Here is a 21,883-nt window from a genome sequence, read left to right as displayed (position 1 = left end):
GACTCCTCTTTGTTAGTATACCAGTTCCGGATGAATCTGCTCATCCCACTGTATGACCTCTACCTGAGGATTGGGAAAGACCTTCCCGAGCAACCGTACAATCATCCTCCGAAAAGCCTCTCCATCTCCAGTAGTCAGGAACCGCACCGGTGCCGGCGCATCCCCCTCTGCAAGCCAGCCATGCGCTTCCAACACACGGAGAGTCTGCCGCGCCACCGCGGGGGCAGGGTCAATCACCCGCACCGCCTCGCCGACAATCTGCTGAATAAGTGGAATTACAAAGGGATAATGGGTACAGCCCATCACCACCGTATCCATGCCGCGCGCCAGCATAGGGAGCAGGGCATTTTCCAGAATACGGCGGGTGTCTTCTCCATTCAGGTTGCCTGCTTCAATTTGCTGAACCAGCCCTGAGCAGGTATCCTGCAGAAGAGTCACCCCATGAGCGAACCGCTCCACCACCGAAGCGTACAGCGCCCCCTGAAAGGTTGCCGGGGTTGCCAGCACCCCCACCACGCCCGACTGGGTGCTCTCGGCGGCGGGCTTGACCGCCGGTTCCATGCCCACAAATGGCGTCTCCGGGAAGGTTTGCCGCAAATGGTACAGCGCCGCCGCTGAAGCCGTGTTGCAAGCCACCACAATCACCTGTGCGCCTTGCTGAATCAGGAACTGGCTGATGGCGCGGGAAAATTCGCGCACCTCATCCAGAGGACGCGGTCCATAAGGCACATGCGCCTGATCTGCCAGATAGATGACCGGCTGAGCGGGAATGAGGGTACGAATTGCCCGCAGGACCGAAAGCCCGCCCACACCTGAATCGAACACGCCAATCATAGCCGTATTGTATCTTATTTCTGACGGACAGCAGACTGCACAAAAGCAGAGAACAGCGCCTGTTGAGGAGCGTATTCCTGCAACCATTCCGGGTGCCATTGCACCCCCACTGCAAAGGGATGTCCCTCCACTTCCACCCCTTCAACCAGACCGTCCGGAGCGTGCGCCGTCACCCGCAAAGAGGGCGCTACCGATCGAATGCCCTGATGGTGCAGACTGTTAACCTCGAACTGCGTGCCCCCCAGCACCCGCGCCAGCAGGCTCTGGGGATGTACCTGAACGGCATGCGCCAGGGTATTACGGGGATAACCGGGGAAGTAATCATGTTTGAGCGCGCCGGGCATTTGATCAGCGAGGTCTGTGTAGAGGGTGCCGCCCAGCGCCACATTCATCACCTGCACCCCGCGGCAAATGCCCAGCAGAGGCATGGATGCCTCCAGCGCCACGCGCACAAGATGGATTTCCATCGAATCGCGTTCGGGTTCAATGCCATAAACCCGCGGATGCTCCTCTCCCTGATAGAGAGCAGGGTCGAGGTCGCCGCCGCCGGTGATCAATACCCCATCAAGGCGCTCCAGCAAGGCAGGAATCTGCTCGCGGGAGAACACGGGCGGAATCAACACCGGAATTCCTCCGGCACGTTGAACAGCCTGAATATACGAGAAGGGAGTAGCATACCAGTGGGTCTGTCCCGCTTCTCCTTCCTTTCGGCTGGCAGTAATTCCAATAAGGGGCAGGGTCATCTTCTTTTTCCTCCAGGACGGCAAAAAATTACAAACAGTCAGAGGTTCTGGCAAACACAAAAAGGTGCAGCCGTAGCAGACTGCACCTTAAGTTTACACCACAAAGATTCTTAGAAACGCTGTTTGAGGCGCGCGCTCTTGCCCGTGCGGTTGCGCAGGTAGAACAGACGAGCGCGGCGCACCTTGCTGTGACGTTCCACCACGACCTTCTCAATGCGGGGCGAGTAAGTGAGGAAGGTGCGTTCTACGCCAATGCCGTTGGACGCAATGCGGCGCACGGTGAAGGTGGAGCCAGCACCCGCGTTCTTGGTGAACAGGACGGTGCCCTTAAATTCCTGTACACGTTCGCGGTTGCCTTCTTTGATTTTCACATGCACGCTCACCACATCCCCGGGACGCAGGGGCGGAACATTCGGATTGGGCTGAGGTTCAATTGCTTTCAAAATTTGCTCGCTCATGGTTTAATAATCCTTCCATGGTTATAATGGCTCATTCCATTGCCGCTCGTAGGCGCAAGGCGGGATTATATCATGGGAACGACAGCAGGTAAAGGTTTTTTTCAGCCAGTTTTTCTCCTTGTCTTCCCTCTTGAGGAAAGATTATATCGCTCAAACAGGTGACTCGACAAACCTTTGGTTGATGGTAGAATCAGAGCAGGAAAGTTGCAATCTTACGGGAACCTGTGGAGAGGGGGCAAATGAACTCATTTGTGATCTCCCTCCCGTTCCCGGGTCTGTCTGGAAAACCCCGCTCGAACCCTTCGAGGTGGTGTGGGGTTGAGGAAAGAGGAGTGATCCACTATGTCAGGAATGGAACGTTTTACCCAAAGAGCGCGGCGTGTGCTCAGTCTGGCTCACCAGGAGGCAGAGCGCCTGCGCCAGGAGACCATCAATACAGAGCACTTACTGTTGGGATTGATTGAAGAAGATGGAGGCATTGCCGGTCGGGTTCTGCGAGAGTTAGGGCTGGAGCCTGAACGGGTGCGCGAAATGGTTGAGCGCCTGGGAGGCATCGGTACTTACCGCGGCGGTAAAATTGATCTTGCTCCCGGCACCCAACAGGTACTGGAATACGCCATTGAAGAAGCCCGCCGCATGGGGCACCACTACATCGGTACAGAACACCTCTTGCTGGGGCTGGTTCGATCCACCGACGGGCTGGGCATGGAAGTACTGCGCAAACTGGGCGTCACAGCCGAGCAAATCCGCCGCCAGACGCGGCGTATCCTGCAGGAAAGCAGTTCTGCGCCTACCGGCGCTCCTGCCGGGACTGCCCCAACAGGCGGACGCCCTGCCTCTTCCCGCCAGGAGAAGGAACGCCCCAAGACTCCGCTGGTGGATCAACTGGCAGTGGACCTGACCGCCAAAGCCGAAGAGGGTAAACTGGACCCGGTCATTGGGCGCCAGATGGAAATTGAGCGCGTCATCCAGATTCTGGCGCGCCGATCCAAGAACAACCCTGCTCTGATTGGCGAACCCGGCGTGGGCAAGACCGCTATTGTCGAAGGACTGGCACAGCGCATCGTCGAAGGCGATGTGCCACCACTTCTGCTGGGCAAGCGTGTCCTGCAACTGGATGTAGGATCGCTGGTGGCGGGCACCATGTACCGCGGTCAATTCGAGGAACGCCTCAAACGGGTCATTGACGAGTTAAAGTCCTCCGGCGCAATTCTCTTCATTGATGAAGTGCACATGCTGGTTGGCGCTGGCGCAGCGGGCTCCTCTGTGGATGCCGCCAACATTCTCAAACCCGCCCTTTCGCGCGGCGAACTGCAGGTCATCGGCGCAACCACACTGGATGAATACCGCAAGCACATCGAAAGCGATGCCGCACTGGAGCGCCGCTTCCAGCCCATCATCGTCAACGAACCCACCATTGAGGAAACCATCGAAATCCTTAAGGGCATCAAGACGGCATACGAAGAACATCACCGCCTGACCATCACCGATGAAGCCCTTGAAGCCGCCGCCAAACTTTCGGCGCGCTACGTCACCGATCGGTTCCTGCCCGATAAAGCCATCGATCTGGTGGATGAGGCTGCCTCGCGAGTGCGCATGTACAAAAGCACTGCCGCCGCAACTGCCCGCGAAATCATGAAGAAACTGCGCGAGGTGCGTCAGAATCACGCCCTTGCGGTTGAAGATGGACGACTGGACGACGCCCAGGAATTTCTGGAGCGCGAAGCCGAACTGGAAGAACAACTGGAACGTCTGCGCACCGGTTGGGATCGTGCCGCCAGCCCCAAAGTGACTGCCGATGACATTGCCGAGGTGGTTTCGATGTGGACGGGCGTGCCGGTCATGCAAATGGCAACCGAAGAATCCGAGCGATTGCTTCACATGGAAGAAGAACTGCGCAAGCACATCGTCGGACAGGATGAAGCCATTGACGCCATCGCCAAAGCGGTGCGCCGCGCCCGCGCCGGTCTGAAAGACCCGCGCCGCCCCATCGGCTCATTCATCTTCCTCGGTCCAACCGGCGTTGGCAAGACCGAACTGACCAAAGCCCTTGCACGCTTCATGTTCGGGAGCGAGGATGCGCTCATCCAGCTGGATATGAGCGAATTCATGGAACGCCACACCGTCAGTCGTCTGGTGGGCGCGCCGCCCGGATACGTGGGCTACGAGGAAGCCGGTCAACTCACCGAAGCCATCCGCCGCCGTCCGTACTCCATTGTAGTGTTCGACGAAATCGAGAAAGCCCACCCCGAAGCCCACAACATGCTTCTGCAAATCATGGAAGAGGGGCATCTCTCCGATGCCAAAGGGCACAAGGTGGACTTCCGCAACGCCATCATCATCATGACCTCGAACATCGGCGCGGATATGATCAAACGTCAAACCTCGCTGGGCTTCCCACTGGCAAAAGACCAGACAAAGGAAGAGCAGGAAGCCTACGAGGATATGCGCAAGAAACTGCTCGATTCCCTGCGGCGGGTGTTCCGTCCGGAATTCATCAACCGTCTGGACTCGGTCATCGTCTTCCGCGCCCTCAACCGCGACCACATTCGCCAGATTGTCAACCTGGAACTCAACAAGGTGGCGGAACGGCTCAAAGAAAACGGCATCACCCTGCGGGCGACCGAAGCCGCGCTGGAGAAACTGGCAGAAGAGGGTTACGACCCCGAAATGGGTGCCCGTCCTCTGCGCCGTGTCATCCAGAACAAAGTGGAAGACCGCCTCTCCGATCTGGTGCTGGCGAAAGAGTTCAATCCCGGCGATGAGGTACTGGTGGATCTCGACCCCGAGACCAACGACATCATCCTCTGTCGTCCAGAGGAAAGTCCTCAGGAGCCTGAACAAGCCCTGAACATGAGTTAACGGTTCGATCGTAAAACAGCACACCCCCGACGAGTTGCCGGGGGTGTGTTTGTTTATGGAATTCCCCTCAAGGCTTATGCCTTAACGGCAAGGTACTCCGCGCCGCGTTTCAGCGCCTCGACGTTCAACGGCAACAGGCGGTGATGCCGCGCCGGCAGGTGCGCTTCCAGTGTCTGGATCAGCGCTTCCAGCGGCAGGATGGGTAGATTCGCCAGCAAAGCCCCCAGCATGACCATATTGGTCATGCGGCGGTCGCCCAGTTCCTCAGCGATCTCATTACCCGGCACCATCACCCAGTGGATATCGGTGCGGGTGGGCTGACGGTTGACCATTGAGGCATTGACGATCAGTACGCCCCCACTTTTGACCAGCGGCTCATACTTATCCAGCGAAGGCAGGTTCATGGCAATGACCGCCTGCGGGTGTCTGACCAGCGGCGAGCCAATCTCCTCATCGGAGATGACCACGGTACAGTTGGCAGTGCCGCCGCGCATCTCCGGACCGTACGAGGGAATCCACGTAACCTCCTTGCCGGCATCCATGGCGGCATAGGAAAGCAACTGCCCGGCAAATAACACGCCCTGCCCGCCAAACCCGGCGATGATGATTTCTGTTTGCATACCTGTTCCCTCCTTAAATCCGAATCTGCGCCACCATTGGGGCAACTTTGTAATCGCCCAGCGGATAATACGGAACCATGTGTTCTTCCAGCCAGTGCAGCGAATCCACCGGCGTCATTCCCCAGTTGGTGGGGCAGATGGAAAGCAATTCCACCATGGAAAAACCCATGCCCTGCGCCTGCACTTCCAGCGCGGTGCGGATGGCTTTCTTGGCAAGGCGAATGTTTTTGGGATCGTGCAAACTGCGGCGCACCACGTAAGACGCCCCTTCGAGCGTTGCCAGCAGTTCAGCGGCACGGATGGGATACCCGGCAGTTTCCACATCGCGCCCGCCGGGTGAGGAAGTGGTGCGCTGTCCGGGCAACGTGGTGGGCGCCATCTGTCCGCCGGTCATGCCGTAATTGGCATTGTTGATGAAAAACACGGTAATGTTCTCCCCCCGGGCAGCAGCATGCACCACCTCTGCCATGCCGATGGATGCCATATCGCCATCTCCCTGATAGGTCACCACAAAGCGATCGGGCAATACCCGTTTGATGCCGGTTGCCATGGCAGGGGCGCGCCCATGAGGTGCCTGCACCCAGTCGAAATCAAAGTAGTTGTAAGCAAACACCGAGCAACCCACCGATGCCACACCAATCATGCGATCGCGGATGCCCATTTCATCAATCACCTCGGCAATCAAACGGTGGGCTACACCATGCGTACACCCGGGGCAATAATGGGTGCTCACCTCTACCAGCGATTCAGGACGCTGATAGACAATTTCTTCCGGAAGGATCTGTTCCATGACCATCGCACCTACCTCCTAATTCTTACCATTCATACGCTGGAGCCAGCGTTCGCGAGGATGTCCTTCCAGCGTGAGACCGCCGGACGCAATGCGCTGAATCTCGGAGAGGATTTCATCGGGGAAAGGCATCACTCCGCCCAGACGCCCGTAAAACTCCACCGGCTTTTGCCCGGCAACCGCCAGGCGCACATCTTCGAGCATTTGCCCGGCATTCATCTCCACCACCAGGAAGCCTTCCACCCGTTGTGCCAGTTTGCGGATGTGCTCATACGGGAAGGGGCTGAGAGTGACAGGACGAAGCAAGCCCACGGGAATGCCCTCGGCGCGAGCCGCACGCACCGCCGAAAGCGCCACCCGTCCCGCCGAGCCAAACCCCACCACCACATAGCGGGCATCGTCCATGAAGTATTCCTTGAAACGGATTTCACTGGCTTCTACCTCTTGCCAGCGGCGCAAAAGGCGCAGGTTGGTTTGCTCCTCATCGGGGGGATTGAGGTAAATGCTGGTGAGGATGTTACGCTTTTCCCGCTTTCCCATCATACCGGTTGCCGCCCATTCCGGGAAAGTGGTTTTGACCGGCCGCATGGGGGGCAATTCCGCCGGTTCCATCATCTGTCCCAGCGAACCATCCAGCAAAACCACGGCTACCGTGCGGTACTTCTCCGCAAGGTCAAACGCCAGCACGGTGAGATCAACCGCTTCCTGAACACTGGCAGGCGCCAGCACAATGAGGTGATAGTCGCCGTGCCCGCCGCCGTGCACGATTTGATTGTAGTCGCTTTGCGCCGGGGCAATGTTGCCCAGACCCGGGCCGCCGCGCATCACATCCACCAGCACGGCAGGCACTTCGGTACCGATGATGTAGGAAATTCCCTCCATCATTAAACTGATACCGGGGCTGGATGAAGATGTCATCACTCTTGCCCCGGTACACGCCGCTCCATATACCATGTTGATTGCGGCAAGTTCGGACTCCGCCTGAACAAAGGCACGCCCCAGTTCGGGCATGCGTTTGGACATCCATTCCAGCAGTTCAGTTTGCGGGGTAATGGGGTAACCAAAATAAGCCTGCAATCCCGCACGGATGGCGGCTTCAGCGATGGCTTCATTTCCTTTCAACAGTTCGCGCGCCATGACGCCCTCCTATGCTTCAGCCGCTTTGCGAGTCGGCATCTTTTGCCGGTATACCGTAATGGCGGCTTCCGGACAAACCACTGCACAGATGCCGCAACCGGTGCAACCGGGTCCCGCCAGTTCTGCCGGGTGGTACCCCTTGGCGGTAAGACGATCGGGCGAGAGTTGCAACACATGTTGTGGACATGCGGCAACGCACAACTCGCAACCTTTACAATACAAATCGCTGACAACTATACGTCCCTGTACGGGCATTCGCAGTCCTCCTGTGTAAATTTGAGAACTCGGACAAAAACTGTGCGCTTTTTATGCGCACTTTCATTATGGCGCAATTCTCGATAAAAAAGGTAGTGATAAGTTTCCGCAGGAATGCAAACATTGTTCACGTCACCTTCAGGCAACCCGTGCATCTGAATTAAAACAACCTGCCCCGCTTGAAGGAAGAGGCAGGTTGTTTTTCCTTCAATCGTTTGTCGAAACTCAATCGTCTTTTTTCTCGCGCTGTTGCCGTCGAGCCAGCCGTAAAACCCGTCGCACCAGTTCAAGCAGACGAGGATCGAGGGCTTCTTCGTGGGCTTCCAGCGTGTGCCGCTGAACCTCGTCCTCGATGGTGATGATATACTCAAACTGATTCACAGCCAGGGTGTTGGCAGTGAGACGCGATGGAAGACGGAAGAATTCGCTCTTTTCCACCAGATCTTCCAGTTCTTCGCGCTCTTCTGCATCCAGGCGCTCGGTATCAATGACGGCATGCATGCTCAACCCGGCAAAGCCGCCCGTCCGTTCCACTTGAATGATCATGCACCCCTCAACAATTTCAAAAATGCCTGCAAACAACCAGGATTGGGACTGCCGTTTCCGCCGCCATCGCCGGTCACCTCGATACCTACCAGCGACCAGGCACGCTTAACCGCCTGTTGTTCCAGGCTGTTTGCCCCAAACAGATCGCCTGCTACCGCAAACGTCAGGTTTGCGGCATCCTGAAACGTCGAACCCGCCCGCAGACGGTCGCGCAGGGTCACGTACCAGATGCGTCCGGCTTTTTCCCAAGCATACCCACCCATCTCGATTGCCGCATAGTAGAAGGCATGGTTGGGAATGCCCGAGTTAATGTGCACTCCCCCGTTATCGCGGGTGGTGGTGACGTAATCGCGCATGTGTCCGGGTTGCGGGTCTTTGCCCAGAATGGGATCGTTGTACGCCGTGCCCGGCTCTTTCATGGAGCGCAGCCCTACCCCACTGACGTTCGAGGTAAACAGCCCTTTGCCAATGATCCAGTCCGCCTCGGCGGCGGTCTGGCGCAACTGATACTGCCGTACCAGCGAGCCAAACACATCGGAGAAAGACTCGTTAAGCGCCCCCGACTGATTGGCATAGGTCAGGTTAGCGGTGTACTGGGTGATGCCGTGGGTCAGTTCGTGTCCAATGACATCCAGCGAGATGGTAAAGCGGTTAAACAGACGATCTTCTTCCGGTAAATCTTCATCGCCGTCGCCGTACACCATTTGATACCCGTTCCAGAAAGCGTTATCGTACCCTTTCTGGTAATGAACCGTGGATACCAGCGGCATCCCTGCGCCGTCAATCGAATTGCGCTGATAGACATCCCAGAACAAATCGTATGTAGCGCCGGAGCCGTCGTAGGCTTCATCCACAGCGGGATCTCCGCTGGGGGCTGATCCCTCGGAGCGTACCAGCACGCCCGGCAGGTTGCTCAAAAACTGGGCAGAATGCACCGAGCGCTGACGTACCGCTGGCCCTGCGCCTCGCAAGGCTTCAGTGCGCACCGCCTTCTGGCGCTGTTCTCGCATCTGCTCGGAAAGGACCAGGGCTTGTTTGGCGCGTTCCTGCTGAACAGCCGTTCCATTTTCGGCAATGCGCTCCAACATGTAAGGCGGGATAACGCAAAATAAAGGATGACGGTGAGACAAGGAATCACCTCCTCAGGGAAATTCTATACCATTCTTATTCAGTATAGCCCGATAAAAAGTAAAACACAAGACTTTTAGAAACGCAGAGGCAAGTTCCGAAACCTTTTCTGTTCCCCTTGACGGAAGCCCATTCCCTTTGTATAAACAAATTAAAACTGGCATTACAGGAATGATCACATGACTGAACGCATTCTTTCCCCCCGTGGAGAAGATCTGCGCCGTGCAATGCGGCGCTGGGTCACGGGGGTTTCCATTGTGACCGCAGCACACGACGGTAAACGCCACGGCATGACGGTCAACTCGTTTGTCTCCGTCTCAATTGACCCGCCGCTGGTAACCGTCACCCTGGCGAACACTACCCGCACCCATAAACTGGTCAGCGAGTCAGGACGTTTTGGGGTAACCATTCTGGATATTCATCAGCAAACCGTATCAGATCGTTTTGCCGGGCGTATCCCCGAAGATGGTGACCGTTTTCACGGGTTAGAGGTGTTCTCGCTGTCCGGGCAAGTACCTCTGTTGAAAGGCGGACTGGCGGCGCTGGAGTGCCATGTGGTGCACCGCTATGAGATGCCCCATTCCACCCTGTTTGTTGGCGAGGTGGAACAGGTCTGGGTACGCGAGGACGGTGAGCCGCTGGTGTATGTCAACCGCGCTTACCGCTGCCTGAAGGACTGCTGATCAGATAGGAAAATCAAGAAGGGAGGGCAGTATGTCTCGAGAGCCGCTGAGTGAAGAGGAACGCCGCCTGTTACTGCAACTGGCGCGCCGATCGATCGAAGCCGCTGTGAACGGCAAACCCCTTCCTGAGATTCGCCCTGAAGAGTACCCGGCGCGGTTGTTCGAGCCAGGGGTGTGTTTCGTCACCCTGACAGATGCTCATGGAGAACTACGCGGGTGCGTGGGAGCACTGGAGGCATATCAACCCCTGGTGGAAGACGTTCGCGAGCACGCCGTCGCCGCCGCCCTGGAAGACTACCGCTTTCCCCCCGTTCGCCCGCAAGAGGTGGAGCACTTGAAAATCGAAATTTCCCGCCTGACTCCGCCTCGTCCCCTGCCCTATGAGAACCCTGAAGACCTGCCCCGCCTGCTGAGACCGCATGTGGACGGGGTGATTTTGCGGGATGGCATCCGCCGGGCAACCTTCCTGCCGCAGGTGTGGGAAAAGATTCCCGAACCGGAAGCGTTCCTCAGTCATCTGTGTCAGAAGATGGGGGCACCTGCCGGTTTATGGCGTAAGAAAAAACTGGACGTGTACACCTACGAAGTAGAAGAATTCCACGAATAAAAAACATGCCCCCCAGTCCATTCGCCGGGGGGCAAATTCTGTTTAGTTTAAACAGTGGGTTACAGTGAGCGATTGACCTGCGCCTGTTTGTAAGCCTGCCCGTAGAAGTGATACAGCACCGCCGCAGCATAGGTATAGGTGAAAATCACCCCTACCACGCAGGCAATCGAGCCGAGCCCGGCAACAAACCCGCAAAGAATCGTTGCCAAGAGCACAATCAGATAACCGCCAGGATTACCGGTGACGGTGCGCCACACCTCGCCGAACTGGAAAGCGGCTCTCAACGTATCGGTGGCAGCAAAGCGCGCATATGCTGCCGGCGCCAGCAGGTTAAGCACCAGCCCGTACAGGAAGATGAGAAGAACCACGCATACCATCAACAGGACAAGAATGGCGCTGGCAAAATCAGAGGAGGCATTGTCGAGAGCAACGCCAAAAATGGTGCTTAAGATCGCCAGCACAATCATCGGCACAGAATACACCAGACCGATGATAAACCCTTTGAAGCCATCGCTCAGATGCCTGCCAAAGTCCAGTTCAGGCAACCAGGGACGCTCATCCCGAATCACCCGGCGGGTAATATCCAGCCCCCAGCCCAACAGGACCAGCACCCCGACCACGGGAATCAGGGAGACAATCGCCACAAGAGCAATCTTCTCAAGCCACTTCTCATCTTCAAACACGAACGTAAAAGGTCTGGCAAAATCCATGATGTTCTCTCCAGATGACAGAGTAGTGAGCAGGGTTAGAAGTGGACGTACTGATCTACTTTAATCACAAAGATGGTGGCATGACGGGTGCCAGGTTCTGCGGGTGTCTGACAGTTATTGCGGATGATCTGCAAAGCAGGTTCAACCTGCTCGTCTTCACACCCCACCATCAGGGTGGTGTTGCCGCGCCGCCAGAAACCGCCCGTTGAAGCAATCATTGTGACCCGGTAACCGGCAGAGGTGAGGGCTTGAGAAACCGCATCATGATCAATATCGCGTAGAATCGCAAGAATCAGTTTCATGGCTAAATCTCCTCATAATGATCCACTTCAAGGGTGAAAATGGTTGCCCCGCCCACCGTCACCGGTGTGGGAGTAGGCATGGGCAGGGGGGCACTTTCCAGAGGGATGGCAATGAACTCCACCCGCTGACGGCAATTCTCGTGCAGGGCTTGCTCCACCAGATCCTGTTTCTCCGGGGGCACCCCAATTAACAGGGTGGCGTTGCGCCGCCCCAAAAAACCCCCCACGCTGGGAAGCCGCTCCACGTGCAGTCCTAATTTCTCAACGGCTTCGCGGGCAATCTCGGCGTCCTGCGCCTGCACCACGGCAATCCATAAACGAATGGGTTGGATAGGAAACTCCGCGCTCATTCATCCTCCTTTCTCGGAAAATTAATCGAGTCTTCAGGTCAAGGAGATGCGTCGGGCTTCCGAGCCGGTAACCGTGTAAGCAGGATGTCCCGGAAACCGTACAGTGGTGGTATCCCCTTCCCGCGTCACGCTGATTCTCTGATATTTTACCGTAACTGGGAATGGAAAGGCATTAAAACCGCTCACTTCCACTTCCTGTGGAGCAATTTTCTCAATACCGGCAATACGCAGGAACAATCTCAACGGGGGAATGCCCCACAGATGACCGGCTTCCCCCATGGGAGCGCCGGTTTCGGCATGATAGTACTGGAAGAAAGTATGCCGGGTCTTCAGCGCTTCCAGGGCAGGCTGGAGAAAGCGCCCAAACAAATCCGCGGCTTCCCGGCGCATTCCCCAATCCAGAAGGCTGTGGGCAATCAACGCATTCCACGGCAAAGATACCGCCTGCCCCTCGGCAGGCGTCGGGGAATTTTTTCCCTTACCCATCAACACGGGCAAGCCAAAACGGCGGAGCATTTGCCGGAAGAGGGTCTTTTGCACCAAATTTTTTGCCTGTTTATCCTTCACCACACCCGCCCACAACGGCAGGAACAGACTGATGTCCACCACATCCAGTCCCGCGGCAAGCACCCTGCCCTGATCTCCGAAAGGAACGCCGCTGACCGAAATTTCCTCCACCCGGGCGAACAGATTGCGGGTGGTAAGACGACCCACGCCATTGTGCCAGGAGATTTCGCGCGGTGAAAACTCTTCCTGCACCCGTTCGTTGACCGCATTCACCCCGCGGATGTGCACAATTGCCGAAAGGGTGTGCGCCTCGGGTGCAGTCAGTTGCACCACCAGCCTTTGCGGTTTAAGCGGTTGACGTTTGGGTTTGAACACCCCCGAGCCATGAAAAGCGAGCAGTTCCCGCGCGGCAGGAGAGCGGTGGGACTGCATATCCCGGTAGCGGAAGACACCGCTGCGATGATCCCAGCAGGACTGCACGGCGGCATTCAACAGCGCGGCTTTGGCTTCCAGCCAGGCTTCTTCTTCGCCGCGTCCCAAACGGCGCGCCAGGCTCAAGAGAACCTCGACCTCGCGCACCAGCATGGCACCCAGAGCAGGGGATTCCACCCATTCAATGCTCATCCCCTGAGCCGAAGGATGCCACAGATCAAACAGGGGATGATTTTCCAGCATGGTCTGCAGGGGATGCTGATACTCGGGCAGAGCGTCCTGATCGCGATCATGTTCGTAATCCAGCCACGCCTGGATCAGGTGGAACAGAATCGGAAAGAAAGTTTCTGTCTCTTCTTGAGAGAGCGATGTGAGATCGTACAGTTGAGTCAACAGGGGGAGCGCCAGCCGGCTGGAACGCTGTCCGCCCAACCCGGGTTTCCATACCGGCACACCCTCTTCATTCACGGCGGCGGCAAAATTACGCAGGAAGCGCTTTCCCAGATCGGGGATGCCGGGCAGGACATCGAGAAAATACAAACTGTCGAAAGCGGTTTGCCCGCTCCACAGGTAGGGATAATCACTGCCATCGCCGCGGGTGGAGTAGCCCTGATCGGGGCGGCGGGTAAGCACAAAAGAATCTTCAGGAAGAGCGTCGGTATGGGTTTGCAACAAAGATACCGCGGCAACCTGCGCCTGCCAGAACAGCGCATCCCACTCCGGTTGAGAAGTGACGACTTCGATGAAATCGGCGGTGGTTTGCAGTTCAATGCGGGCGGTGGCAGCATCCCATGAGCGCATGGTGGCTTCGCGAGCCTGCTCAAAGGCCTGGTCGGTATCTGCCGCGGCAGAGACCGCCCAGTGGAAAGCAATACTCCCACCCGGATAGAGGTTAATGGGTAGGCACAACGAGGGGTACACCCCTTTGCCGGGTTCAATCCCCCCAGAGACGAACACCACAACTGCCAGATCGCCCGTGTTCCCATGCAGGATGGTGTTCAACCCCACAGGAAGGACACCCAGCCCTACGCCATACCCCAGCGGGTCCAGCACCCCCGCCCAATCCACACAGCCCTCCTGCGCTAGCACACTGCGGTTCAAAACCCGCACCCGCCCGGTGAGGGTCTGTGAAGAATCCACCCTGTACTCTAACTGCACATCCACCCCTTCAAAGGGCGAAAGGGTCAGGGAAAGATAACCGGGAAGAATCTGAGTCACCTGTGGTGGACGATGAAACTCAGCCGGATCATGAACACTGCGCTGACCAAATCGAAAGATGGGGAAGAGGCGCATCTGCGCGGCGCGTAAACCAAACGTAGTCGTCACTGCCAGCGCCGGTGGCTCTCCACCGTGCAGTTGCAATGCCCAGATGATATCGTTAGGGTATGTGGTGGAAGTCACCCGCGCATTTGCCGCCAGTGTTAAGAACAGTGGAGCATCCTCGTTCAATTTCCATGAGCGCATAAAATGATTGTACCATGCTCTCCAGAAGGCATCATGTCGCTTTCAGGGCGCATTTACAGGTGCAATTTCATGTGGGGAAAAACCCTTGACCAATTTCCGGGCTTACATTAAAATGAGATTAACTCTGAGAAAGGAAGCAAAACGCATGGTCTATTCTGTCATCCAGGTTGCTGTTCGTCTCCGTACCGAAGCGAGTGGTGCGCTGATTCCTTCTCGGAGTGTGTCTACAGGCAGGTAATCTACACAAAATTGCTGATGAACCAGCCACGGACATGCTCCCCGCCCCGTGGCTGGTTTTATTTTCCCCACCGGGCGAACCGTTAAAAAGTTTTTGATATGGAGAACTGTCATGAAACCGAATTTCTCTCTACCCCCTGCCTTCACTTCCCGACCGGCAACTCTTGCCGACGCTGAAGCGGTAGCCAGTTTGTTAAACCGGTGTTCGATGGAATGGGTCGGCGCTCCTGAAACCAGCGCGCAAGACATCCTCAGTTTCTGGACAAACCCCATGATGAACCTGGAACGGGACACCCTGCTGATTCTCGATGAGGATCAGCAGGTGGTAGCCTATGGGGAGATGTACGACTCGCCCCCGCATGTGCGCCTGTATCTGTATGGCAGGGTGCACCCCGAATGGAAGGGCAAAGGGCTGGGCACAGCCCTCATCCAGTGGGGGCTGGCGCGGGCTGCTCTTGCGCTGGAAAGCGCCCCCGCTGAGGCGCGCGTGGTTGTGCATCAGTACCTGCCCTCGCAGGCAGTTGACGGCGCGCAATTGCTGGAAAGGTCTGGTTTTCGGCACATCCGCAACAGTTACCAGATGCGCATCGAGTTCAACACTCCTCCACAGCCTGCCATCTTCCCGGAGGGCATTCAGGTGCGTCCGGTGAATCTGGAACAGGACCTTGAAGCACTCATTCACGCCCATAAACAGACCTTTAAAGACCACTGGGGATACGTGGAAACCCCCATGGAGGAAGCGCTCAAGGACTGGCGGCACTGGATTGAAACCGACCCGCACGTTGACCCGGCTCTGTGGTTTGTTGCCATGAACGGCGGGGAAATTGCCGGGTACTGCCTGTGCTCAACCGGCACTGAAGAAGACCCGCAACTGGGCTGGATCAACCTGCTGGGTGTGCGCCGTGAGTGGCGCAAGCATGGACTGGGGCTGGCGCTGCTGTTACACGGATTCCATGCGCTGTATCAGCGCGGGTTTTACCGTATCGGGCTTGGAGTGGATGCTTCCAACCTGACCGGTGCTACCCGTCTTTATCAACGTGCCGGGATGCACGTCCATCGAGAGTATCATCTCTTTGAATACGAGATGCGCCCCGGCAAAGATTATCTGACGCAAACCATCGAAGGTCATGAACACGAAAAAGCCGCTGCTGAATGAGACCTTAATCTGGTTTCTCATCGCCATGATTCTGGCGAATATCGCCGGATCCATGTACATGGATCTTCTGCCCCTGTACCTGCAGGAATTGAACGCTACCGTCACACAGGTGGGGTTGTTCTTCACCCTTTCCGCCATCATCCCGCTGGCGCTGCAAATTCTGGGTGGTTGGATCTCCGATAGTCTGGGGCGCCTGCGCAGTATCGCCATGGGCAGTCTGGCAGGAGTGCTTTCCTACGTTGGACTGGTGCTGGCGCCCTCATGGGAATGGATTTTGCTGGCGCAGGGGTTAGGCGCGGTAACAACGGCGCTGGTCGCCCCCAGTTACGGCGCATTCATTGCCGAATCGTCCAGCGAGGAAAACCGCGCCCGTGTGTTTGGGGTGGTCGAGACGCTCTACGCGGTTGTGGGCATCATCGGTCCACCGCTGGGAGCATGGCTGGTGCAAATCCGCGGATTCAAGCCCATGCTGTTTGTGGCGGGAATCCTCTACCTGAGCGCTACCATCATCCGGGTTCGCATGGCACGCAATGCCCGCCGACAAAACCCGGCGCCAGCCAGCCCGTTAACGCTGGACAGTTTACGCGTCAACCTGCGCAGTCTGCTGATCTTGCTGGTCAGCGGTGGATTGCTGACGTGGCTGTTCCTCACAGACGGGGTGCGCGATATCTTCTTCCGCATGTCGTTCACTTTCTTCCCCGTTTACCTCAAATCGGTGGGTGGACTGACCATTCAACAGATTGGCTGGCTGAGCGCCGCTCTGAGCGGCGCGATCATGGCAACCAACCTGGCAGGCGGCTGGCTGGCAGACCGTAAAGGCGAACATGTCGCCATCAGTTCAGGGTTTCTAATTGAAGGGATCTCCATGGTCATCTTCCTCAACGCCCACACCTTCCCGATGTTTTTGCTCTCGTGGACGCTGGCGGGAGTAGGCATTGGCATGATGAGCCCGGCATACAGTTCGCTAATGAGCAAAGCCCTGCCGGAACGTCTGCGCGGCACCGGCTTTGGACTGCTGCACTCCAGTCTGGGGGTGTTCTCCCTGCCTGCCCCATCCATTGGAGCCTACCTGTATGAAAAGTTCAGCCCGCGCGCGCCGTTTATGCTTACCACGGTCATCTCTTTTCTGACCATATTGCCAGCGTGGTTCAAATTCCGCGCCCACAGCGGTACACCTTCTATTATTATCCCGGAAGGACAATCCGCACCAGAAAACGAACAGGGGTAAACCTGTGGAGCAACAAATATCCCCTCCCGTAAGGTGATGGGAGGGGATATCACCTTCTCGTTCCCCCGAGTTAATCCAGTCCCGTCCTGCCTTCGAGCATGCGCTCCAGGTCTTTCGGACGAAAGAGGGTGATATGCCCCTCGGTGTCAAAGGTGAGCACTCCTTCCCGGCGCAAGGTCACCATGACCTGATTGACGCGCTTACGCGAAGAACCCACCAGTTCGGCAATATCCCCCTGAGTGAGGCGCAGAGGAATAAACACCCCACCGCCCTGTTCTCTGCCGTAGGTGTGCGCCAGCGAAAGCAACTGCCGGGCAATCCGTCCAGGGATGTCCAGAGAAGCGTAAGCCTGCACGTTTTCGGTCGTCAGGCGCACCCGTGCCGAGAGGATGCGCAGAAGATTCTCGTTCATCTGAGGAATAGTGCGCAGGGCTTCCTGAAACATTTCGCCGGTCATCCAGATAGTTTCGGTGCGCTCCAGCGTCACCACACTGGCAGAGCGCTCCCCGCCGTCAATGACGCCCAGTTCCCCCACGGTATCGCCAGGACCGAGGATGTTGACGATAACTTCCGAACCGTCCACCTGAGGCACGAAGATCTTCACCGTCCCGCTGAGGATGAAATAGACCGTCTCGCCGGGCGTCCCGGCAACAATCAGTTCCGCACCTGCAGGAAAGGTCCGGCTGTAAGCCCGCGCTGCCACCCATTCTAACTGCTGAGGGGTCAATCCGCGAAACAGCCGTACGCTTTCCAGTCCCGTTGCCAGTTCTTTTACACCCATGTTTATCCACCCAGAGGATTAAAATGCCGGTTGCAGAATTTTTAAATAGTATACCGCACTATGATACAAATTCCCCGAACGGGGGAAGAAACTATCTCCGCCGGGATAAAAAGTCCCCCGTGTCGGGGGACTCAAAATGATCAGAAGGAAGCCGCCGGTTAAATATCCAGATTGCGCACATCTCGTGCGTGGGTCTGGATAAATTTGGTACGCGGTGGCACAGCCGCCCCCATTAGCATATCAAAGGTGCGGTCAGCGGCGGCGGCATCTTCTACCGTTACCATCAGCAGCGTGCGGTTTTCGGGGTTCATGGTGGTTTCCCACAACTGGGTGGGGTTCATCTCACCCAAACCCTTGTAGCGCTGGATTGAGGCTTTCTCCGGAGTGATGCCCAGTTCCTTGAGGATACGGTCGCGGTCAGCGTCGGTGTAGGCATAGCGCACCTGATTCTTGTAGGCGATGCGGTACAGTGGCGGCTGAGCGATGAACAGATGCCCTTCCTCAATCAGCGGGAGCATGTAGCGGAAGAAGAAAGTCAGCAGAAGCGTGCGAATGTGACTGCCGTCTACATCCGCATCGGTCATGATGATCACCCGCCCATACCGCAAACCGGACAGGTCGAAAGAATCGCCAATGCCGGTACCCAGTGCAGAGATGAGCGCCTTGACTTCGTTGTTGGAGAGGATTTTATCCAGCCGGGCACGTTCCGTGTTGAGAATCTTTCCGCGCAGGGGAAGCACCGCCTGGAAGTGCCGGTCGCGCCCCTGTTTCGCAGAACCGCCTGCACTATCCCCCTCGACGATGTAGAGTTCGGTCTTGCTGGCATCGCGTTCAGAGCAGTCTGCCAGTTTTCCGGGCAGGGTCAAACTTTCAAGGGTGGATTTACGGATGACCAGATCGCGGGCTTTGCGGGCAGCATCACGGGCGCGCGCCGAGGTGAGACACTTCTGGATGATGGCTTTAGCGGCTTGCGGATTTTCCTCCAGAAAGGTGCTGAAGGCTTCGCCCACTACCTGCTGAACGTAGGTCTGCACCTCAGGATTCATCAGTTTGACCTTGGTCTGGCTCTCAAACTGCGGATCGGGGTGTTTGACCGAGACGATGGCTGTCAAACCCTCGCGGGTGTCATCGCCGCTGAAGTTGGGATCGCCGTCTTTCAGGAAGTTATTGCGGCGGGCGTAGTCGTTAATCACGCGTGTGATGGCGGCGCGCAAACCGGTCAGGTGCGTCCCACCGTCAATGGTGTTGATGGTATTGGCAAACGAGTACACCGATTCAGCGTAGGCATCGGTATACTGAATGGCGGCTTCAACGCCCACTCCCTCCACCTCTTTTTCGGCGTACACCACCGGATGGAGCACCTCACGGTTGCGGTTCAGGTAACGCACAAACGAGGTAATGCCGCCCTCAAAGTAGAAGGACATCTCCCGCGAGGTCCGCTCGTCAATCAGGCGAATGGTCACCTTGCGGGTGACAAACGCCATCTCGCGGAAGCGCTGAACCAGGGTATCAAACTTGTAATCCAGATCGCCCTTGAAGATGGTGGGGTCGAAGCGGAAGGTCGTTTTGGTGCCGGTTTCAGTGGGTTTGCATTTGCCAATCACTTTGACAGGCTCCACCGGTACGCCGCGCTCGTAGCGCTGGAAATGCACCTTTCCATCACGGCGCACCTCTACCTCACACCATTCCGAAAGCGCGTTGACCGCCGAAACGCCCACGCCGTGCAGACCGCCTGATACCTTGTAACTCCCGCTCCCAAACTTTCCGCCGGCATGCAGGACGGTCATGACCACCTCTAAAGCCGATTTTTGCTTTTCGGGGTGAATATCTACAGGAATACCGCGCCCGTTGTCTTCCACCGTCACCGAACTGTCGGGGTGAATGGTGACGACAATGCGGTCACAGGCGCCTGCCAGCGCCTCGTCAATGGAGTTATCCACCACTTCATAGACCAGGTGATGCAGGGCTTTTAAGTCCGTGCCGCCGACATACATCCCCGGGCGGCGGCGGACGGCTTCCAAACCCTCCAGAACCTGAATATCTTTTGCACCGTAAGAAGTGTTCACAGGTATTGCCAAACCAACCTCCCATCAAGCGGCTTCTGGCGAAGCCGCGCCTTATTTCAAAACTTGTGTGGCGCGCCGCAGGGTTTCAGCCCACAACAGCGCATCCCGATAGTACACAAAACTTGCCCCCAGCAATGCAGTGCTGACCACCGCATTGCCCAGAATGCCTGCCAGCATCAGCCAGGAATCTTCCGGCGGGATACGCCACAGATAACCCAACCCCTGAGAGATGAGCAACAGGCTGATTAAAAACAGCGCAATACCCGGGAAAAGCCAGCGCCATGTGCGCACGCTGAGCAGTGCGGAGGTGAGGAAATTGCGCCTTGCCACAAAAATCCCGTGCGGGGTAAACGCCAGTGGCACAACGATCCAGAGGAGCGCCACCATCACCACCAGGATGAACATCTGCAAAAATTGCAGACTGATCATCTCCAGAATCACCGCCATGCCCAGCAAAGGCACACTGATGACCAGCGCCAGCAGGATCAAACTCATCACCAGCAGGAAGACCTGCCCAACCTCCCAAACCAGCAAGCGGATCGAATCGCGTTCCTCAAAGAGCCTAACTTCACTGGCAAGCAGGCTGAAATACACACACCCCAGCACCAGTCCCAGCAAGCCAAAGAGCAACCATCCACTTAAGAACTGTCCGAAGGATTGCGCTTCAATAATCAAGGGCATGCCCCAGGGCGTTCTGGCAGGCATTAACCCTGCCATCATGCTGGGGATGCCGATTGGGAAGGTGCTTAACGCACTGAAGAGATTGAAACGCTCCAGTTGAAATTGCCAGAACTGGCGCACCACCTCGACCATCGAAGCCGCCTGCTCTCCCGCCATCGTCTGCGTCATGTTAAGCCAGTCTTCGATGAAGGGAGAAAACAGGGCTTTCACCCGATAGCGCGGTCCGAGCCAGATGAATAAATCCAGCAGGATGGGAAACACCAGCAGGTAAGCGCGATTGGCAACCAGATTGAATCCAGCCTGGATAGACGCTATCAGGCGGGGTGGGGCAATTTCGGTGCGGACAGATGAATCCATACGAAATTCTATTTTACCATAGGAAGGGCTTTCAAACGAACGGGCACACGGCGCGCAACAGGTTGGACTCTCCAAACCTGCAAGGCTCATCCCCAAAGCGCAGCCCTTGCGGTACAATCAAAATGGACATGGAAGACCATGAGCATCTGCCCGATCGCAATCGCATGAGCGTAGTCATCGCCGCCGTGATGCTGGCGTATGCCATTACGCCTTTTGTTCAAATTGCTCCGCTGGTACTGCAAACCCAACTGCCGGGGCTGTTTCTCTCCTTCACCATTGATTTTTCTACCTTATCTTCCCTTCTGGCAGCAGCGCTTGCCGCTACCGGCTCCTGGTGGCTCCTGCTGGATCATCCTCTGTACCCCACCTGGCAAAATCGCGGCAGGCACTGGCTTCTTCCGGCACTGACCGCCTGGGTGATCGGCGTGCCGCTCAACTCGCTGGAAGCAGGTCCGGAATGGTGGGCGCTCTTCGGTCTGGGAGGAGTTTTCCTGGTCATTGTCCTGCTGGCAGAGTACATCGCTTTTGACCCCGAAGATGTACGCCATGCTCCTGCCGCCATTGGGTTAACGGCGCTCTCCTTTGCGCTGTTCCTCCTGTTATCCGTTTCGCTAAAAGCAACCGGTTTACGACTCTTTCTCACCTTCCCCGCCATCACGCTGGCGGTGGGGCTTGCGGCGCTGCGCACGCTGTACCTGCGTCTGGGTGGGGTCTGGCACTGGAAAGGTGCTCTGGTGGTCGCTTTAGTCACGGCGCAGATTGCCTCGGCGCTTCACTACTTTCCTCTTTCTGCCCTGCAGTATGGGCTACTGCTCACCGGTCTGGCGTATGCCCTGACCAGCATCGTCACCGCCTATGAAGAAGAGCGCACTGGCTCTGGGTTGTGGCTGGAACCCACTTTGATGTTTGGAATCTTACTTTTGCTGGCGGTACTGATTCGGGGGTAAAA

The 21,883-nt window shown here is 56.9% G+C and carries 22 protein-coding genes; 6 read left to right on the top strand and 16 right to left on the bottom strand.

Features of this window, described 5'->3' with window-relative positions; translation table 11 throughout:
* Nucleotides 1–12: 12 nt before the first annotated feature.
* The 3 genes from murI to rplS form a co-directional block, all read right to left on the bottom strand.
* Complete coding sequence (gene murI / locus LHF31_RS04160) at nucleotides 13–834, bottom strand: glutamate racemase (RefSeq protein WP_298005317.1); 822 nt, start codon at nucleotides 832–834, stop codon at nucleotides 13–15.
* A 14-nt stretch (nucleotides 835–848) separates the two neighbouring features.
* On the bottom strand, nucleotides 849–1,577 hold the full coding sequence (locus tag LHF31_RS04155) for a gamma-glutamyl-gamma-aminobutyrate hydrolase family protein (RefSeq protein ID WP_298005315.1): 729 nt from the start codon (nucleotides 1,575–1,577) through the stop codon (nucleotides 849–851).
* Nucleotides 1,578–1,687: 110 nt separating this feature from the next.
* Entirely contained in the window at nucleotides 1,688–2,035 is a 348-nt protein-coding gene (gene rplS / locus LHF31_RS04150) for a 50S ribosomal protein L19 (protein ID WP_298005311.1), read from the bottom strand.
* A gap of 342 nt (nucleotides 2,036–2,377) precedes the next feature.
* On the opposite strand from rplS, the gene LHF31_RS04145 reads away from it, so the two are divergent.
* Nucleotides 2,378–4,897, top strand: coding sequence for an ATP-dependent Clp protease ATP-binding subunit (locus tag LHF31_RS04145; protein ID WP_298005308.1), 2,520 nt, complete (start codon nucleotides 2,378–2,380; stop codon nucleotides 4,895–4,897).
* Nucleotides 4,898–4,971: 74 nt separating this feature from the next.
* Here the strand turns inward: LHF31_RS04145 and LHF31_RS04140 are convergent, their stop codons facing one another.
* The 6 genes from LHF31_RS04140 to LHF31_RS04115 all read right to left on the bottom strand — a co-directional run bounded on the left by LHF31_RS04140 (nucleotide 4,972) and on the right by LHF31_RS04115 (nucleotide 9,333).
* The gene (locus LHF31_RS04140; RefSeq protein ID WP_298005304.1) at nucleotides 4,972–5,517 is read right to left on the bottom strand and encodes a 2-oxoacid:acceptor oxidoreductase family protein; all 546 of its coding nucleotides are present in this window, start codon (nucleotides 5,515–5,517) and stop codon (nucleotides 4,972–4,974) included.
* A 13-nt stretch (nucleotides 5,518–5,530) separates the two neighbouring features.
* A complete protein-coding gene (locus LHF31_RS04135) occupies nucleotides 5,531–6,313 on the bottom strand; it encodes a thiamine pyrophosphate-dependent enzyme (RefSeq protein ID WP_363324760.1) in 783 nt (260 codons plus the stop codon).
* Nucleotides 6,314–6,325: 12 nt separating this feature from the next.
* Nucleotides 6,326–7,444 carry a 3-methyl-2-oxobutanoate dehydrogenase subunit VorB gene (gene vorB, locus LHF31_RS04130; protein ID WP_298005298.1) on the bottom strand — a complete coding sequence of 373 codons (1,119 nt, stop codon included), beginning with the start codon at nucleotides 7,442–7,444 and terminating at the stop codon, nucleotides 6,326–6,328.
* A gap of 9 nt (nucleotides 7,445–7,453) precedes the next feature.
* Complete coding sequence (locus LHF31_RS04125; protein ID WP_298005296.1) at nucleotides 7,454–7,699, bottom strand: ferredoxin family protein; 246 nt, start codon at nucleotides 7,697–7,699, stop codon at nucleotides 7,454–7,456.
* Between the two features lie 225 nt (nucleotides 7,700–7,924).
* Entirely contained in the window at nucleotides 7,925–8,245 is a 321-nt protein-coding gene (locus LHF31_RS04120) for a protealysin inhibitor emfourin (RefSeq protein WP_298005294.1), read from the bottom strand.
* On the bottom strand, nucleotides 8,242–9,333 hold the full coding sequence (locus LHF31_RS04115) for a M4 family metallopeptidase (RefSeq protein WP_363324761.1): 1,092 nt from the start codon (nucleotides 9,331–9,333) through the stop codon (nucleotides 8,242–8,244). Before LHF31_RS04115 ends, LHF31_RS04120 begins: the two co-directional genes overlap by 4 nt.
* 219 nt (nucleotides 9,334–9,552) lie before the next feature.
* Here LHF31_RS04115 and LHF31_RS04110 point away from each other — a divergent pair, with 219 nt between their 5' ends.
* Complete coding sequence (locus LHF31_RS04110) at nucleotides 9,553–10,056, top strand: flavin reductase family protein (RefSeq protein WP_298005290.1); 504 nt, start codon at nucleotides 9,553–9,555, stop codon at nucleotides 10,054–10,056.
* Between the two features lie 31 nt (nucleotides 10,057–10,087).
* Complete coding sequence (gene amrA, locus LHF31_RS04105) at nucleotides 10,088–10,663, top strand: AmmeMemoRadiSam system protein A (RefSeq protein WP_298005288.1); 576 nt, start codon at nucleotides 10,088–10,090, stop codon at nucleotides 10,661–10,663.
* 59 nt (nucleotides 10,664–10,722) lie between these two features.
* On the opposite strand, the gene LHF31_RS04100 is transcribed toward amrA, so the two are convergent.
* Genes LHF31_RS04100 through LHF31_RS04085 form a run of 4 tightly spaced genes read right to left on the bottom strand, consistent with a single transcriptional unit; the run spans nucleotide 10,723 to nucleotide 14,428 of the window.
* Nucleotides 10,723–11,373, bottom strand: coding sequence for a DUF4013 domain-containing protein (locus tag LHF31_RS04100; protein ID WP_298005286.1), 651 nt, complete (start codon nucleotides 11,371–11,373; stop codon nucleotides 10,723–10,725).
* Between the two features lie 35 nt (nucleotides 11,374–11,408).
* The gene (locus LHF31_RS04095) at nucleotides 11,409–11,675 is read right to left on the bottom strand and encodes a cyclic-di-AMP receptor (protein ID WP_013558873.1); all 267 of its coding nucleotides are present in this window, start codon (nucleotides 11,673–11,675) and stop codon (nucleotides 11,409–11,411) included.
* 2 nt (nucleotides 11,676–11,677) lie between these two features.
* The gene (locus tag LHF31_RS04090; protein WP_298005280.1) at nucleotides 11,678–12,025 is read right to left on the bottom strand and encodes a cyclic-di-AMP receptor; all 348 of its coding nucleotides are present in this window, start codon (nucleotides 12,023–12,025) and stop codon (nucleotides 11,678–11,680) included.
* A gap of 33 nt (nucleotides 12,026–12,058) precedes the next feature.
* A complete protein-coding gene (locus LHF31_RS04085) occupies nucleotides 12,059–14,428 on the bottom strand; it encodes a hypothetical protein (protein ID WP_298005277.1) in 2,370 nt (789 codons plus the stop codon).
* A 349-nt stretch (nucleotides 14,429–14,777) separates the two neighbouring features.
* On the opposite strand from LHF31_RS04085, the gene LHF31_RS04080 reads away from it, so the two are divergent.
* The gene (locus LHF31_RS04080; protein WP_298005276.1) at nucleotides 14,778–15,821 is read left to right on the top strand and encodes a GNAT family N-acetyltransferase; all 1,044 of its coding nucleotides are present in this window, start codon (nucleotides 14,778–14,780) and stop codon (nucleotides 15,819–15,821) included.
* Nucleotides 15,793–17,049 carry an MFS transporter gene (locus LHF31_RS04075; protein WP_298005275.1) on the top strand — a complete coding sequence of 419 codons (1,257 nt, stop codon included), beginning with the start codon at nucleotides 15,793–15,795 and terminating at the stop codon, nucleotides 17,047–17,049. Before LHF31_RS04080 ends, LHF31_RS04075 begins: the two co-directional genes overlap by 29 nt.
* 70 nt (nucleotides 17,050–17,119) lie before the next feature.
* On the opposite strand, the gene LHF31_RS04070 is transcribed toward LHF31_RS04075, so the two are convergent.
* From LHF31_RS04070 to LHF31_RS04060, 3 genes are all read right to left on the bottom strand, one after another.
* On the bottom strand, nucleotides 17,120–17,830 hold the full coding sequence (locus LHF31_RS04070) for a Crp/Fnr family transcriptional regulator (RefSeq protein ID WP_298005274.1): 711 nt from the start codon (nucleotides 17,828–17,830) through the stop codon (nucleotides 17,120–17,122).
* A gap of 158 nt (nucleotides 17,831–17,988) precedes the next feature.
* Nucleotides 17,989–19,908: a DNA topoisomerase (ATP-hydrolyzing) subunit B gene (gene gyrB / locus LHF31_RS04065; RefSeq protein WP_298005273.1), complete on the bottom strand. Its 1,920-nt coding sequence runs from the start codon at nucleotides 19,906–19,908 to the stop codon at nucleotides 17,989–17,991.
* 39 nt (nucleotides 19,909–19,947) lie between these two features.
* Nucleotides 19,948–20,934, bottom strand: a complete 987-nt coding sequence (locus LHF31_RS04060; protein ID WP_298005272.1) for a hypothetical protein — start codon at nucleotides 20,932–20,934, stop codon at nucleotides 19,948–19,950.
* A 122-nt stretch (nucleotides 20,935–21,056) separates the two neighbouring features.
* Between LHF31_RS04060 and LHF31_RS04055 the strand changes: the two genes are divergently transcribed.
* On the top strand, nucleotides 21,057–21,881 hold the full coding sequence (locus LHF31_RS04055) for a hypothetical protein (protein ID WP_298005271.1): 825 nt from the start codon (nucleotides 21,057–21,059) through the stop codon (nucleotides 21,879–21,881).
* The last annotated feature ends 2 nt before the right edge of the window (nucleotides 21,882–21,883 follow it).

It is taken from the genome of Anaerolinea thermophila, from assembly GCF_020723905.1.
GTDB lineage: Bacteria > Chloroflexota > Anaerolineae > Anaerolineales > Anaerolineaceae > Anaerolinea > Anaerolinea thermophila_A.
Note: the sequence above shows the minus strand (reverse complement) of the source record. Positions and strands in the feature narration are given on the sequence as shown.